The organism is Paraburkholderia lebeckiae (assembly GCF_050436325.1).
Lineage (GTDB): Bacteria > Pseudomonadota > Gammaproteobacteria > Burkholderiales > Burkholderiaceae > Paraburkholderia > Paraburkholderia tuberum.
Genome location: NZ_JBNDLZ010000003.1, coordinates 442,383 through 455,273, shown reverse-complemented (window position 1 = coordinate 455,273; position 12,891 = coordinate 442,383). Strand labels below are relative to the sequence as shown.

Genomic DNA, 12,891 nt, shown 5'->3' with positions numbered 1-12,891 from the left:
CTATTCGCATGGAATGCCGTGGCGCCCTTTATTTGAGTCATGTAACAAAAAGAAAGATGAGTGCCCGCGGGAACTTTCTCATAGGTCTTTTCATTTGTCTACAAAAAGCCTTTGGCGAAATCCGGCTATTGCGGAGTTTAACAATCAGGGTCTATTCACCTTATTACCACTCAGAAAGTGAGCGGGGGATTTCCTGACATCCCTAAGGAAATCTGTAATTTTTTCTCCTGTTTTTTTAACTCAATTTCGTGTAGCAAAACGCATATTAAAAATGCAGGACAGTTAATGTAGAGGAATAGGAATCCGTTCGGCTGCCCGCTGCCGCAGCACAACGGCGGCAGCAGCGGGACACAGCCAGGGTTACTTACCAGCGGTAGCCGACGCCCGCGCCCCCGCCGACGGAACCGTGACCGGAAACGCCCGTCGTGACCGAGCCTTTGACCATCCACTTTTGCGTCGCGACCGACAGACCCACAGCCATCGCGGACTGTCCGCCGTAGTTGCCCGCTGCGAGTGCTACAACCTTCTCGCCAGGCAACACAGCTTGCGGCAAGTTCGCCATCGCGATTGCGGACGCCGAACCGGCGTGCGCGTGACGGCGGTATTTCTGCATGTCGTCGCGAACGCTGTGGATCGACGTATTGGTGTGGTCTTTCGCACCGGTACTTACCTATCTCCGCTCGCGCAGCGCATAGTGGCACTGCTTCAGGAGCGGAGTAGCTGAACCAGCTAGCGGCGTACATGCCATATTAAAACGGCCAAGTTGTAGTGTTTTGTGCCATCGTCCGCTCCCTAGACAGGAACGGACCGCCAAACGCACTTTCCCAACGGCAGAAACGGCCGAATTGTGCGGGTAGCTCGTCCGTCAGGTTCCGGAGTAATGCGGCCGCTCCAACCGCAGATTTCCCGGCTCGCTGAACGGCAAGTTGTGGCCGAACCCGGTCCGACAGCAAACTTCGGTGAGGGGGCTGAGCACCGCCGGTTGCATTCGGCGGCACCCATCCACTTCTGCCATTTGAGATCGCATCTGAACTGACGAACGCCAGCTGTCGCCCGATGCGGGACCATCGGAGGTCAATCGAACACGGCATTTGAATCGGGCTGCCCTCACATCGAACCCTTCGACGAGGGGCCTCCGGCCATCTCCACATCAACGGCCCCACAGATTGCGAGCGGGACGAAGCGTCGCGCAATTTTATTGATTTACGCGGTCATACGGACAACAACGACCAACTTGCGATTGCGTTCATTGTGCGTGGGATCGGAGGGTTGGTTTGCGCCGGCATGCACTCGATCAGGGTTAACCCATTCAGAGCTGTGCCGCAAAGTACATACAGTTCTTGCATACGAGCCTGCTTCAGACGCGGGGGCATCGCGGCCCAGGGTCGTCTGGCGGTGTTTCCTCAGTTCCACGAAATCCAAAGGAGATGACAGATGGAAATCCGCAACCCTTCCCCCGGCCTCTACAACGAAGATCTCGCACCTGCCAGGGTGCGCAACTGGGGTGCCTTCAGCATTTTCAACGTCTGGACCTCGGACGTGCACAGCCTCTGGGGCTACTACCTCGCCGCCAGCCTGTTCCTGCTGTGCGGCAGCTTTACCAACTTTGTGCTGGCGATCGGGCTCGGCTCACTCGTGATCTTCGCGCTGATGAATCTGATCGGCTATGCCGGCGAGAAGACCGGCGTGCCATACCCGGTGCTGGCGCGCGCCTCTTTCGGCGTGTGGGGCGCCAACTTCGCCGCGCTGGTGCGCGCCGTGGTGGCCTGCTTCTGGTACGGCGCGCAGACGGCAGCGGCTTCGAGCGCGATAGTCGCGCTGTTGATCCGCAGCACCAGCCTGATGGAGTTCCACAAGGGCACACACTTCCTCGGCCATTCGGTGCTGGAAGTGATCTGCTACTTCATCGTCTGGGCGCTGCAGCTGCTCATCATTCAGAAGGGCATGGAAACGGTGCGCAAATTCCAGGACCTGGCCGGTCCGGCGGTGTGGATCGCGATGCTGATCCTGGCGATCGGCCTGTGCGTCAAGGCGGGCGGCTTCTCGTTCGAGCATGGCATTCCGATGGACGCGCTGCTCGAGAAGACCAGGGACGCCGGCGTCAGCGGCGAGCCCGGGTCGTTCTGGGCGCTGATGGCCGTAGGCGCGACCTGGATCACCTACTTCGCTGCGCTGTACCTGAACTTTTGCGACTTCTCGCGCTACGCGAAAAACCGCGACGCAGTCAAGAAAGGAAATCTGTGGGGCCTGCCGGTCAACCTGATTGCGTTCTCGCTGGTCGCCGGCGTCACCACCATCGCCGCCTTCAGGGTGTACGGCGAAGTGCTGCTGCACCCCGAGCAGATCTCAGCCAAGTTCGATAGCTGGATACTGGCACTCATCGCGGCGGTGACCTTCGCGGTCGCCACGCTAGGCATCAACGTGGTGGCCAATTTCGTCTCGGCGGCGTTCGACATCTCCAACACGTTCCCCAGGCAGATCAGCTTCAGGAAGGGCGGTTTCATCGCTGCAGCCATCGCGCTGGTGCTCTACCCGTTTGCGCCGTGGGAAGGCAACGCCGCGCACTTTGTCAACGCCATCGGCGCAACGATGGGCCCGCTGCTGGGGATCATCCTGGTCGACTACTATCTGGTGGCCAAGGGGAACATCAACGTCGCGGCGCTCTACCAGGAGCACGGCGAGTATCGCTACGAAGGCGGCTGGAACGTCAACGCGCTGGCCGCGGCGGCGGTCGGCAGCGTGTTTTCGACCTTCCTGCCCAACTTCACCAACCTGCTGCCGGCCTGGTGGAATACGTATGGCTGGTTCTTCGGCGTAGTGATCGGCGGCGGCATTTACCTGATCATGGCGACGCTGCGGCCGCGTACTGCGATCGCCCCTACCCGCGTTTAAGGGTCTTTCCATCCCGATCAGGTGGGGTCAAGCACCGGCGCGGCACCGCCGGGTGCCTCCCGGAAGCGGGCGGTCGGTCACGATAGCCGCGTGCGGCTCGCGAATCGCAGATTTGGCCGACGATCCGCCTGATGGCATCGTTCAAAGAGGGGCACTTTCGGCCACGAACGGTCCTTCATATTCTCTTGGCGAATGTCTGCTGATCAGCGTCTGGCCGCCATCCGCTCTCAGAGATTTGGTCAATTTGGCTTCGGTGCTTCCGTGACGGCTTCGATCGTTTGAGCACGAGCAGAGACCGCTGCGACGACACGATTCCGCCCCATAGCCTTTGCTGAATAAAGCGCCGCGTCGGATCGCGCCATCAGGTTTTTCAGCGATTCGCCCATCTCATATTCCGAGACGCCAGCGCTGAACGTGCACTCCACTTCTCCGCCGGGGATGACTAGCGCAGCCGTGGCAATTTGCAGGCGCAAACGATCAACTATGGCAACAGCGTCTGCTCCGGAGGTTTCTGGCAACAGGACCGCAAACTCTTCCCCGCCAAGACGCCCAAAAATATCGCCTCGCCTGATACCCTTCGACATGATGGAAGCGAAGTGAACCAGCGCGCTGTCTCCGACTGCATGACCGTGTCCGTCATTTATTGCTTTGAAATGGTCAATATCAAGAATTGCAACAGCCAAGCGCAACCTTGTACGGTTCGCATGCGCTAGCAGCAATTCGGCGCGAGCCATAAACTCGCGCCGAACGAGCGCTCCGGTCAGATCATCAACAGTCGCCAGCCGCTCCATCCGCTCAGCCATGCGGTCATACGCGAGCATGACTACACCTATCGAAAGGCACGGCAAGGTTAATATGCCGATGCCGATATACGCGACGTTCATAGGTGTCAGGTCTAGAAAGTGTGCGTGCTGTTCCCAGCCTAGACCGGTCACGATCGCCCGAGCAATGTAGACGAGCCCTCCGAGCACCGCGACGAAGGCTAGGAATTGATAGCTGTACCGAGGCCGATGCGGAGGACGCATGATGTATACCGTCCAGCCGATACATAGACGAAAGTAGCCAACGAAGGCAGCCATCGAAATAATCCGGGCATCCGGGTTCGGCGAAACATAGGTCCAGTAAACAAGGCCGATTACCAGAATGACGTATGCCACAACCGCGTGGGGTTGCGAAGGGCGAAGGGCGAAAAACTTTCTGAAACCTTGCAGCGCTACGATTGGGATGGCTGCAAGGAGCGCACTGGATATGAGAATAGCCATGGGCGTTGGGGAGGCGCCACACAACGTCAGAACGACCAATGCGGACACGGCCAGAATGTTTGCACCGAACCAGCGGTACAGCCCAGGAATCCCGGACAGCGAACTCAATATGAGTACGCTCACGGCGGTCGACATGATTCCGACAATATAAAGACCAACAGGGCTGAACATAGCTTTGCGGTGTGAACCTTTCCCCCAGGATTAGAGCAAGGCGGAATGGGGAGCGTCCTGTTGCGTTCGAACCGATCTTTGTAAACATTGAAGCCCGCCTAAGTGGGCGGGCTGAATCCTTGTCGGGGAAGACATGAGAAGTCGTGGTAAGTATAAACCCCTAATGCCGGATATGGTGGGCCCACACGGACTCTTGCACCGGTTCCACCCGTAGTCGGTCCGACATCGGCCCGGTCTTCGACATAAGACCTGTGAACGTTGGTGGGCAGCTAGAGGTGCGGATGGACCCGCAACCGGCATGTCCAATCGGATCACTTCTCGTGAACACGCACGGGACCGACCATTGATCGGCTTGAGCGGCTCGGTTTGAGCAAGCCGAAACGGCCGCTCTTGAACGTGGCGGAGACGTTCGCAAATATTCGCCGAAGGGCCGGAGTGGGTCGTAAGTACCCATTCGCGGAAGCAAGAGTCGCCGCTTCGGAGCCGCCTCGGGCGAACGGCCGGTTATTGCCGTGCAGCCGCCCCATGAGGCGCGATAGCTGAGCGTCCGCAATGGCCGAACTGCTGTCTCTGAGACGCCGTCATGAGTGACCAAATCATGCTGTTAACTGCGCTCGAACTCCCGACGGCGCGGCCGGCGGCCATGCGGTCGAGAAGACGCATTCAGCAATAACGATAACTTGTTCAACTGAAGGCAGCAAACTACTCCAGCGTATCGACGGTGATGTCGGCATGCCCGTGACATATGACATCCATGATCGGCAGCCTGTGCGATCGCGGAGCCGCATCAGGCGGTAAGGCCTCTAGTCGCGCTCGTTGAGATCCCAAGGGTTCATCTGTTCCACAGATACCGGCGCATCGGGTCGGGACACGACGCCCTTCAGAGTTTGAATTGAGCCATCCGGTGCGGACGGCGAATCGACACGAAGCCACGGCCCCAGCGTATCGCGGACACACTGCTGGCAAAGGTCAAGGCTCATATGGGCGCCGTCACCGAAAACCGAACCAAAGCCTCCACACCAGTCGAGCGACACCTTTTCGTACCACTCCCACTGGTCGTCATTGGGCGTCATACGCCGGCCGCAGCGGTCGCATGTGCAGGCCATGACCTCCTGCACCATCCTGTCCCGGTATTCGCGCATGACCTACCCCCTTCCCCAGTCCGACTTTTCCCAGTCCGGCGGCACGAGACCAAGCTGCTTCGCAGTGTCGACCGGCAGGCGCAACAGCACCGTGCCCGGCCCGCGTTCCATGTTCCCGAGCATGGTGACTTCAGCGGCTACACCGTCGAGCTCGAGATACACGACGTCCTCCGGCTCAAAAATCTCGGCGTAGAGATCCCATCCTGGCCGATCGCCCTCTTTCGCCTGATACCTGATGCGGTTCTTGGTACTCATGAATCCCTGTTCCTATTCCGAGCGTTTAGCCGATGCCCCAATTGCCTGCACCCAATCGCTCCAAATACTGGATGCGGTCGGCGTCGTCACTGACCGCCGCCTGTCTTTTCACTGTTCACCGTGCAAGTACGGCTGGACAGAATGTTCGCGAGTCGCTTCGCACGTTAGCCCCTCTTCCGATCGGACCGGCGGATGCAAATGCAGCCTCGACAAACTCCAGTCTATAACCGCAATATGCTCCAGGCAGCGCCATTGCCGTAATCTACGACGCGCGGCGTAATGCGTATACGGCGACGATCACGTTGGCCGACCGGCCATGCTGCTTGACGCCATAGAATTCTGGCGGCGTATTCCAGAACGTCACCCCGCTCCTGAATTCCTGTCCCATGCGCACGTCGGCGGAATATACAATTCGCGATTCAGGCAACGAATCACGGCACGGCTGATACCGCACTTGCGATCAAGCACCTCGTCGACTCGACTCAGGTTGCCGGGATCCGGCTGCACGTTGCCGGCCGGGAGTCCAGCTTCTGCGCCAGCCGCGTTCCGCAGGGTCAATACCGGCTGGCTATCTGCTACTCAGGAGGGTTCAGGATGAAAGCGCATCACAACACCGAACGGAGCGGCAAGCGGACGATCGACCTGGTATCGGAGGCCGTCGCAGCGGTGATCAATGGAACGCAATAGCTGACGGCGCAAACAGTCGGCAAGCGGCTCGACCCGGAAACCACCGATCCGGCAGCAGTGACACCCCGGTGAAAAAAGGAAACCGGGATTTTGCCATCGAACTGGCCGGCCAGACCTTGTACCCTGCCTACCTCTTCGACGACGCCAGCTACGCGATTCCTGGAGTCGCAGAGATTCTGGGCATTTTTGCAGCTACAGTCCGTTCCGGATTGCGTCCTGGTTTGAGTCGACCAACAGCATGCTTCATGGCAGGCGTCCTCGCGAGATCCTGGCTTCGGACTTCCCGGCCGTCGTCGCGGCCGCACGGGATTATGTGGTGGGCCCGGTGCACGGATAGATCGATGCATCTCCGCCGCCGTCGTCATGCGCGCGTGCACGCATGTCACGCCTGAAGTCCGCGCTGACCGGACGTCAGCGCCGGGCGGCCCACCGTATGGAGATCCACCTCGCCCCGGTCGCCCCTTCGCATCCCCTGCGCGTGGCCCTGTGATATCAGCGCTGGCCGTTGAGAAAATCGAACCAGTCGTGCGCGAAAGCGCAGCCATGATCAGGAATGCCCGAGCCGGCCAGCTTCTCGTCGAAGCAGGTTCTGGCAGGCTCGGGAATCTCATCGAGACGCACGTAACGATAGCCTGCGTCATTCATGCGAACCGTTACCTCAGGTTGCGCGGGTCGCGGTGGCAACGTTTCGCGGCCCTGATTCAGCGCAGCGGCAAGACAGCGCGCAACGAGATCCCAAGCGCTGGCCGCCCATCTCGGATACCCGCGGACCATGACCCGCTCGCCGACGTCGCCGAGCACCGCATCGTCCAGGGCCACCCTGTAGTCCGCAAGTGGCCCGCCACTCGTGCGCGCGATGTCCGCCGTCGCGATGACCCGCTTTCCGTCTTCCCGTCCACCGGGCAACAATTCAATGGTGACCCTAAGCATTCGCCTCTCCTTCTGATGATCTTCTCATTCGGTGTCGCAGTCCTGTGGCCGCGCATCGGGTTCCTTCTTCCCGGACGACGTCCGCGGCCAACGAAGCGTCCGCTGCTTTGGTCGGAAGGCTGTTGCCAGCTATCGACATGCCAGGCTCAGCACCGGTGATGTGCCGGGACAGTATTTCGCCGGTGAATGCCGCAGCGTGCTCCATGGACAGCGAGGGCCCCAGCAGGTGACGCATGCGACCATCGGCTACGGCGGTCGTGAACGAAAAGCCCGCCGCGCCCACCGCCAGCGTGTCATCCAGCACCGGAATCCTGAAGGCGAACCCGGCTGCGCGCGCGACCATGCGCGCGACGGTCTGGCGTGCGTGTGACGGATCGATCCCGTATGAGACGGCCACGTCGACCAGTGGCCAGCGATGCGCGCCCACCCCATAGCGGTGGGCCAGCAGGTCGGCATCGCGCGCGGCCTTTGCATCGAGCGGCTGCTCCGGTTGGAGCAGATTGCGTCCGCGGGTGGCCAAGCACGCCGCGACGCGATGGATGGCAGCCTCGAGCGTTTCAGTGCCGATCGTCACGCGCCAGCAGCCATCGCCTACCCCGGGATGCGACGCCGGCGGCGCCAGCAGGTGCCCGGGCGCGAGCAGCAGGGCGCGCTCCCAGGTGCGAAGGCGCGCCACGGTGAGCGCCTTCGGAAACGTCCCCTGTTCCCACTGCAACAGCGTGGGACGGGACACATGGCAGGCGCGCGCCACCTCCGCAACGCACAGGCCCAGTTCACTGCGCAGCCGCCGCGCGTGAGGGCCGATCTCGCGGCACCGGGCGGCGGGGATCCGTGACTGGGGATCGCCGTCTGCGCGGGCGACGGCATCCGCTGCGTTGAACACGGGGTCCGGCAACGGTTGCGTTTCAGGACCGAGCAGCCAACCCGGCGGCACCTGCAGGGCCGCTTCCAGCGCGTTCACGGTGGCGGCTGCGACGGTGTGCGGCCACCGCCCCTTCTCCCGGTGCACCAGGGTCACTCTCGCCACCCCCGCCCTGACCGCGAGATCGTCCTGTGTCATCGCTGACGCCTTGCGTCGGTCCCGCAGGCGCTGTGCAATCCGCGGTACGTCGGATCGTGGAATCCACACACGCATCCCGGCCATCCTGATCCCCGTCATGAGGCTGTTTCTGTCTGAGCGAAGCAATGCGTCCGCACGTCCGGAGACCGGACGAGGGCCCGGCCGGCAGCCGCCCGGCTTCAACCGGTGCACGCATAGGCATTGGCGCGCGCGTCATGCAGCGCATGGTGCTCGCCGCCATGGCGCGCGTAGTAGGCGGCGCGCCGCTCCGGATTGCGCGTGCCCGCGATGTTCTCGAGCCGCCAGCCACGCGGCAGCGGCCCGCCCAGCAGGAACCGCAACAGGGCCAGGTCCGTCTCGTAGTCGTAGCACAGCACCGGCCCGGAGTCGCCCGGCACCGCCACGAGCCATGCGCGCAGTGCCTCGCGTAGCGCTGCAAACGGCATCGCGCGCCCCTCGGACTGGCCGAGCTGCGGCAGTACCACGGCGCGGACAAAGTCGCTGCACCACGCCGGATCGAAATCGGTCCGCTCGCCGTAGAACTCGGACCCGTTCTCGCCCACGAGGGCGAGACTGAGCAGCTGGCACTGCCGGAAGTCGGTGAATTCCGTGTCGAGGAAATACCGGTTGTTCCAGCCGGCCTGCGGCTCGGGTTCAGCCGGCAGGGGCCAGCGCATTGCGCCGTGAAAGTGTGTATCCGTCATGTCCGTTACTTCGTCATTTGGCCGTCGGCTCGCCCCGTGTCATCCAGCGCGAACCCGCCCGGGGCCGATCAGGGTTGGTCGCCGTCTTCCCTGCGCGCGTCTGACCCGGCCCGCACCTCCGGCGCCGGCACCGTGCGGCGGTCGCGCGCGCCGCGGATCCGCCGCAGCGGCCCGGCGAGCACCGTCACGTGGGTGGGAAACGGGATCGGGACGGCCCCGGTCACCCCGGTCGCCTCGTCACGGGTCGCACGCACGAACCGCCGCAGCCGCGCGCGCAGCGCCTCGGAGGTTTCGTCGGGAAGCCCGATCGCCCGCCTGCGTCTGCTCATACCGATCCCTTTCTGAAGCCGCAGCCGATGCGCCGGTGGTGCGCTCGCCGCGATAAGGCGGATTATCACGGCCAGCCTTCGTCCAAACGGTGCATCGCGCCAAGCCGCGCCAGCAGTTCTCCCAGAACTCTGGTGGCGCGCTGATCCCCAGCACCGGACCAGTCCTTACCAGATGGTTCCGGCACACGGCCGGCCAGCCGCGGTCCGTCGTCAAGCGCAAGCCACGCGGCGGGCTGACGCCGGCACACGTCGCCCCAGACCTGCACGCCCCGCGGCACGGACCGGAACCACACCGGATCCATCCGGCCGTGGAAGGTCGCACCCACTACCCGCTCACGCAGCGCAGGCGGCAGGCGGCGCGCCACCTTGCGCACGCTGCGGAACACCCGCACCCAGCTCGTCGACAGCACGATGCGCAGCGCGGGGGCGGCTCGAAACAGCGCGCACGCAGCGCCGCGTGTTCAAACAGCGCGTGGCCCGGCGGCTCGCGACAGATGGCCCGGTGCCCCGGACGGCGCCACACGTCCTCCGGGTGAGCACCCTCCATCGAAATCGGGATACAGCACGAGGCCGCCACGCCGGCGCGGCAGCTGTCCGGCTCCTCAATGGCCCGCCCGGCCCCACCTCCGGACGCGTATCCACTGCCAGCCAGGATTACGCACTAGCCGGTGCGGCTGGCGCCTTCGCCCGCCATAGCCGCCTGCCGCGCGCAGGGCGCGTCGCCAACGCGTACGGCACGGAGAATGTGCGTCCTGCCGACGTGGTGAACCGGGTCACCGTCACCAGTCGCTCGCCCTGGCTGTACTGTTCGGGCTCGGTCGCCCTCACCCGGATCTCGCTCAGCGGTTCGAGCGTCCACTGGTCGACCTCCCGTGCCAGCTTCGTGCTCAGCACGGCCGCGTCGCGCAGCACGACATCCCCGCCCGCGAACTGGTCAAGCGACGACGCGCTTCCGGTCAGGTCCATCATCACAATCGTCGGCACGGCCCGCGAACCCCGCGGCGAGACCCGGAGGATCAGTACATCCAGCGGCATCAATTGCGAGATAGCCCCCCACACCCCTGCGCCCTCAGGCTCAAACGGCACTGCCGACGAAGGCAAACGGTTCTTTTCACTTGTCACAAACATACAGCCACTACCTCAAATGCTTTCATTACCAACGAACTGCTCCCCAAACACGTGGGCTCCGCAGCACATGCCGCCGACACGGAGATACGGATAGTCGACCCACGAAACTCGTACCGGCCAGTCTCGCGGCTTCGCGCCCCGACAAGACGTCATGCAGGGAGAACCTACGCGAACTTAGGAGCCCTCCATCGGCCGACTGGCACCGAACGTTAGAGTTAGAACCCGAGAGCCGGCCGTTTGCTGCAAGGTCAGCTAAGTCCCCGCTCTTCCACTCAAGCCCGCGTCCGACCACTGCCAAGCGCGCAAAAATCAACATCAAATGTTGCCACTCAACATTTTGTGATGTTACCAGAAGCAACCAGTAAGTGGACGATTCATGTTGACTTTCAACATGAGGTGATGCCCCGGTGGCAATGATCGACGAAGAGAAATTTGCCCGCAGACTGGGTCGCGCATTGGCTTCAGCCAGGGCCGAAGCTGGGCTGACGCAGGACCAGGTTGCCGCCGAGCTAGGCGTGTTTTCGGAGACCATCAGTCGATTTGAGCGAGGTACCAACTGGCCGACGTTACCCCGTCTAATTGCCCTCGCCAATCTCTACGCGGTTCCCATCACGAAGCTGATAGGACCGAGTTCGCCGCGGGCTCTTGATGCCGAAAGCACCCTCAATGAACATCTGGCAAAGCTCGGCGAAGAGGACCTTGTCTGGGTAACGGGCGTCGTGACAGAACTCTGCGAACGACTAGCCAAACCAGCCGCACGACGGCGACATTGAACGGGGCCGCCATCGGCGGCACCAATGCTCCCTCGTGACGCGAAGCCGGCCCAATGGTGGCCATCCTCCGGTTCACCCTACCAGACGATATTGACCTGTATACCGGGAAATAGCGCAAGTCAAAACAGCTAAGGGAAGCATAAAAGGTTGCTCGCACAACCACATACAGCATACCTGTCGAGGCCATTCTGAAATGTCCGCTTTCCGGCTAAGTTGAAATGTCCAGGTTTGGGGGGTTGTTTCTAACGCTTTTTGTCTCACACATTGTTGAAGGACGACGCCTGAACTGGCAGGGCGCTTACGTCTGCGTCGACCACCTTTGCAGACCGACGGCCAGGTTTGCGTGGTTGTTGCGTTTGCCGCTGCTGCGACTGTTCCAGAATCACACCATTGATATCGGCCTGCGTGAACTCGCGTTGCTTCTTCTTGCCTGGCGAGCGGCTTTGAACCCTCGTTGCGACGCCCAGGTGGGTTCGCGAAGGCGCTTTGCCGATCCGGCTGTTATCGCGTTGAGCCTGGATCACCTGCGAGACCTGAAGCACGTGACCCAGCCGCTTATGCTCAACAACCGCGCCCTGGTCAACTTCGGTCAGCCGGTCGTACTGTTTGCATGACAGTGCACGACCATCGGCGCGGAGTTCGATACGCCCGTCCGGATACTCCCACACGTCGATGTAGCGGCCGATCAGTTTGCGGTGCCCGGGCGTGTCGTCCAGCAGATACATGACGCGGTCATACCGCACAGTCAACGACTTGCTCACCTTGTGCGGTTCGCGCCACGTGAGCACCAGATCAAGATGCTCGTCAGCCCTGAGTGGGCGGTGAGCATCGAAGCCGCTCTTCGGTGGCTTCGCGAAGCGCACGTTGTAATTTGCCATGAAGGCAGACGCATACGCATTGGCTCCGGCAGCCGTGCTGATGCCACGCAACCGCAATTCTTTTACGAGCCGGTCCTGCAACGTCAGGTGGGCCCGCTCGACGCGCCCCTTGGCGGGGCTACTGTTCGCGCAGAACGTGTCGATGTTCAGCTCGTACATCGCCCGGCCGAAATGGGTCACGCTGCTGCCATCCCTGTTCGCGCCGGTCTTGCGAAACACGCTGTACTTGTCGCTGTAGAACGCGACGGGCTTGCCGTGGCGTTCAATGTACGCGCGCGTCGCTTCGAAGTAGCTGAAGGTTGACTCGGTGGCTGTGAAATGCAGCGTCATCAACTGGCTCGTCGCATCGTCGACGTACACCAGCAGCGAGCAGGCCGGCGCCCGTTCCTCGAACCACCGGTGATCGCTGCCATCGATCTGGATCAGCTCGCCCAGACACGCGCGCCGCGCACGCGGCTGGTAGATCTTCGGTGGCCGCTTTCGGGATCCACCCAGTGAACCTGCATTACATTCTTTGCGATGTCCACACCCACGATCATATGTGCCATGACAGATCCCCTCTGTTCGGTTGAGCAGATGAGTATGATCAACCACTTCTCAATTCGGTAGAAATTCCGCATAGCGGTGGATCGCTCACACGGACCGACTGGGTGGGGGCGTTCATATCATTCAAGTTGGCG

Annotated in this window: 12 protein-coding genes and 1 pseudogene; 2 read left to right on the top strand and 11 right to left on the bottom strand. The window is 62.0% G+C overall.

Annotated features, from left to right (window positions below):
• Positions 1 to 364 precede the first annotated feature (364 nt).
• A pseudogene (locus tag OKW44_RS20095) lies at positions 365 to 643 on the bottom strand (YadA-like family protein); the annotation flags it as partial.
• 791 nt (positions 644 to 1,434) lie between these two features.
• On the opposite strand from OKW44_RS20095, the gene OKW44_RS20090 reads away from it, so the two are divergent.
• Entirely contained in the window at positions 1,435 to 2,892 is a 1,458-nt protein-coding gene (locus tag OKW44_RS20090; protein WP_018417970.1) for an NCS1 family nucleobase:cation symporter-1, read from the top strand.
• 239 nt (positions 2,893 to 3,131) lie between these two features.
• On the opposite strand, the gene OKW44_RS20085 is transcribed toward OKW44_RS20090, so the two are convergent.
• The 9 genes from OKW44_RS20085 to OKW44_RS20045 form a co-directional block, all read right to left on the bottom strand.
• Positions 3,132 to 4,289, bottom strand: a complete 1,158-nt coding sequence (locus tag OKW44_RS20085) for a GGDEF domain-containing protein (protein WP_239498989.1) — start codon at positions 4,287 to 4,289, stop codon at positions 3,132 to 3,134.
• 839 nt (positions 4,290 to 5,128) lie between these two features.
• Positions 5,129 to 5,467, bottom strand: coding sequence for a hypothetical protein (locus OKW44_RS20080; protein ID WP_018417968.1), 339 nt, complete (start codon positions 5,465 to 5,467; stop codon positions 5,129 to 5,131).
• Positions 5,468 to 5,470: 3 nt separating this feature from the next.
• Positions 5,471 to 5,722, bottom strand: a complete 252-nt coding sequence (locus OKW44_RS20075; RefSeq protein ID WP_018417967.1) for a hypothetical protein — start codon at positions 5,720 to 5,722, stop codon at positions 5,471 to 5,473.
• A gap of 1,179 nt (positions 5,723 to 6,901) precedes the next feature.
• Positions 6,902 to 7,339 (bottom strand): hypothetical protein, encoded by a 438-nt coding sequence (locus OKW44_RS20070; protein WP_018417964.1) that lies wholly within the window; start codon positions 7,337 to 7,339, stop codon positions 6,902 to 6,904.
• The gene (locus tag OKW44_RS20065) at positions 7,332 to 8,474 is read right to left on the bottom strand and encodes a helix-turn-helix domain-containing protein (protein ID WP_035470080.1); all 1,143 of its coding nucleotides are present in this window, start codon (positions 8,472 to 8,474) and stop codon (positions 7,332 to 7,334) included. The genes OKW44_RS20070 and OKW44_RS20065 overlap by 8 nt, the downstream gene beginning before the upstream one ends.
• A gap of 104 nt (positions 8,475 to 8,578) precedes the next feature.
• The gene (locus tag OKW44_RS20060) at positions 8,579 to 9,103 is read right to left on the bottom strand and encodes a 3'-5' exonuclease family protein (protein WP_018417962.1); all 525 of its coding nucleotides are present in this window, start codon (positions 9,101 to 9,103) and stop codon (positions 8,579 to 8,581) included.
• Positions 9,104 to 9,171: 68 nt separating this feature from the next.
• Positions 9,172 to 9,432, bottom strand: a complete 261-nt coding sequence (locus OKW44_RS20055; protein ID WP_162633887.1) for a hypothetical protein — start codon at positions 9,430 to 9,432, stop codon at positions 9,172 to 9,174.
• A 65-nt stretch (positions 9,433 to 9,497) separates the two neighbouring features.
• A complete protein-coding gene (locus tag OKW44_RS20050) occupies positions 9,498 to 9,842 on the bottom strand; it encodes an HAD domain-containing protein (protein WP_063713699.1) in 345 nt (114 codons plus the stop codon).
• Between the two features lie 244 nt (positions 9,843 to 10,086).
• On the bottom strand, positions 10,087 to 10,560 hold the full coding sequence (locus OKW44_RS20045) for a hypothetical protein (protein WP_026225371.1): 474 nt from the start codon (positions 10,558 to 10,560) through the stop codon (positions 10,087 to 10,089).
• 413 nt (positions 10,561 to 10,973) lie between these two features.
• Between OKW44_RS20045 and OKW44_RS20040 the strand changes: the two genes are divergently transcribed.
• Positions 10,974 to 11,333: a helix-turn-helix domain-containing protein gene (locus OKW44_RS20040; RefSeq protein WP_018417959.1), complete on the top strand. Its 360-nt coding sequence runs from the start codon at positions 10,974 to 10,976 to the stop codon at positions 11,331 to 11,333.
• 257 nt (positions 11,334 to 11,590) lie between these two features.
• On the opposite strand, the gene OKW44_RS20035 is transcribed toward OKW44_RS20040, so the two are convergent.
• Positions 11,591 to 12,805 carry an ISNCY family transposase gene (locus OKW44_RS20035; RefSeq protein WP_429411158.1) on the bottom strand — a complete coding sequence of 405 codons (1,215 nt, stop codon included), beginning with the start codon at positions 12,803 to 12,805 and terminating at the stop codon, positions 11,591 to 11,593.
• Between the last annotated feature and the right edge of the window lie 86 nt (positions 12,806 to 12,891).

Excerpts from the sequence above, each read along its gene's own strand:
- OKW44_RS20090 (WP_018417970.1), top strand. The coding sequence starts at position 1,435 with ATGGAAATCCGCAACCCTTCCCCCGGCCTCTACAACGAAGATCTCGCA.
- OKW44_RS20085 (WP_239498989.1), bottom strand. The coding sequence starts at position 4,289 with ATGTCGACCGCCGTGAGCGTACTCATATTGAGTTCGCTGTCCGGGATT.
- OKW44_RS20080 (WP_018417968.1), bottom strand. The coding sequence starts at position 5,467 with ATGCGCGAATACCGGGACAGGATGGTGCAGGAGGTCATGGCCTGCACA.
- OKW44_RS20075 (WP_018417967.1), bottom strand. The coding sequence starts at position 5,722 with ATGAGTACCAAGAACCGCATCAGGTATCAGGCGAAAGAGGGCGATCGG.
- OKW44_RS20070 (WP_018417964.1), bottom strand. The coding sequence starts at position 7,339 with ATGCTTAGGGTCACCATTGAATTGTTGCCCGGTGGACGGGAAGACGGA.
- OKW44_RS20065 (WP_035470080.1), bottom strand. The coding sequence starts at position 8,474 with ATGCGTGTGTGGATTCCACGATCCGACGTACCGCGGATTGCACAGCGC.
- OKW44_RS20060 (WP_018417962.1), bottom strand. The coding sequence starts at position 9,103 with ATGACGGATACACACTTTCACGGCGCAATGCGCTGGCCCCTGCCGGCT.
- OKW44_RS20055 (WP_162633887.1), bottom strand. The coding sequence starts at position 9,432 with ATGAGCAGACGCAGGCGGGCGATCGGGCTTCCCGACGAAACCTCCGAG.
- OKW44_RS20045 (WP_026225371.1), bottom strand. The coding sequence starts at position 10,560 with ATGTTTGTGACAAGTGAAAAGAACCGTTTGCCTTCGTCGGCAGTGCCG.
- OKW44_RS20040 (WP_018417959.1), top strand. The coding sequence starts at position 10,974 with ATGATCGACGAAGAGAAATTTGCCCGCAGACTGGGTCGCGCATTGGCT.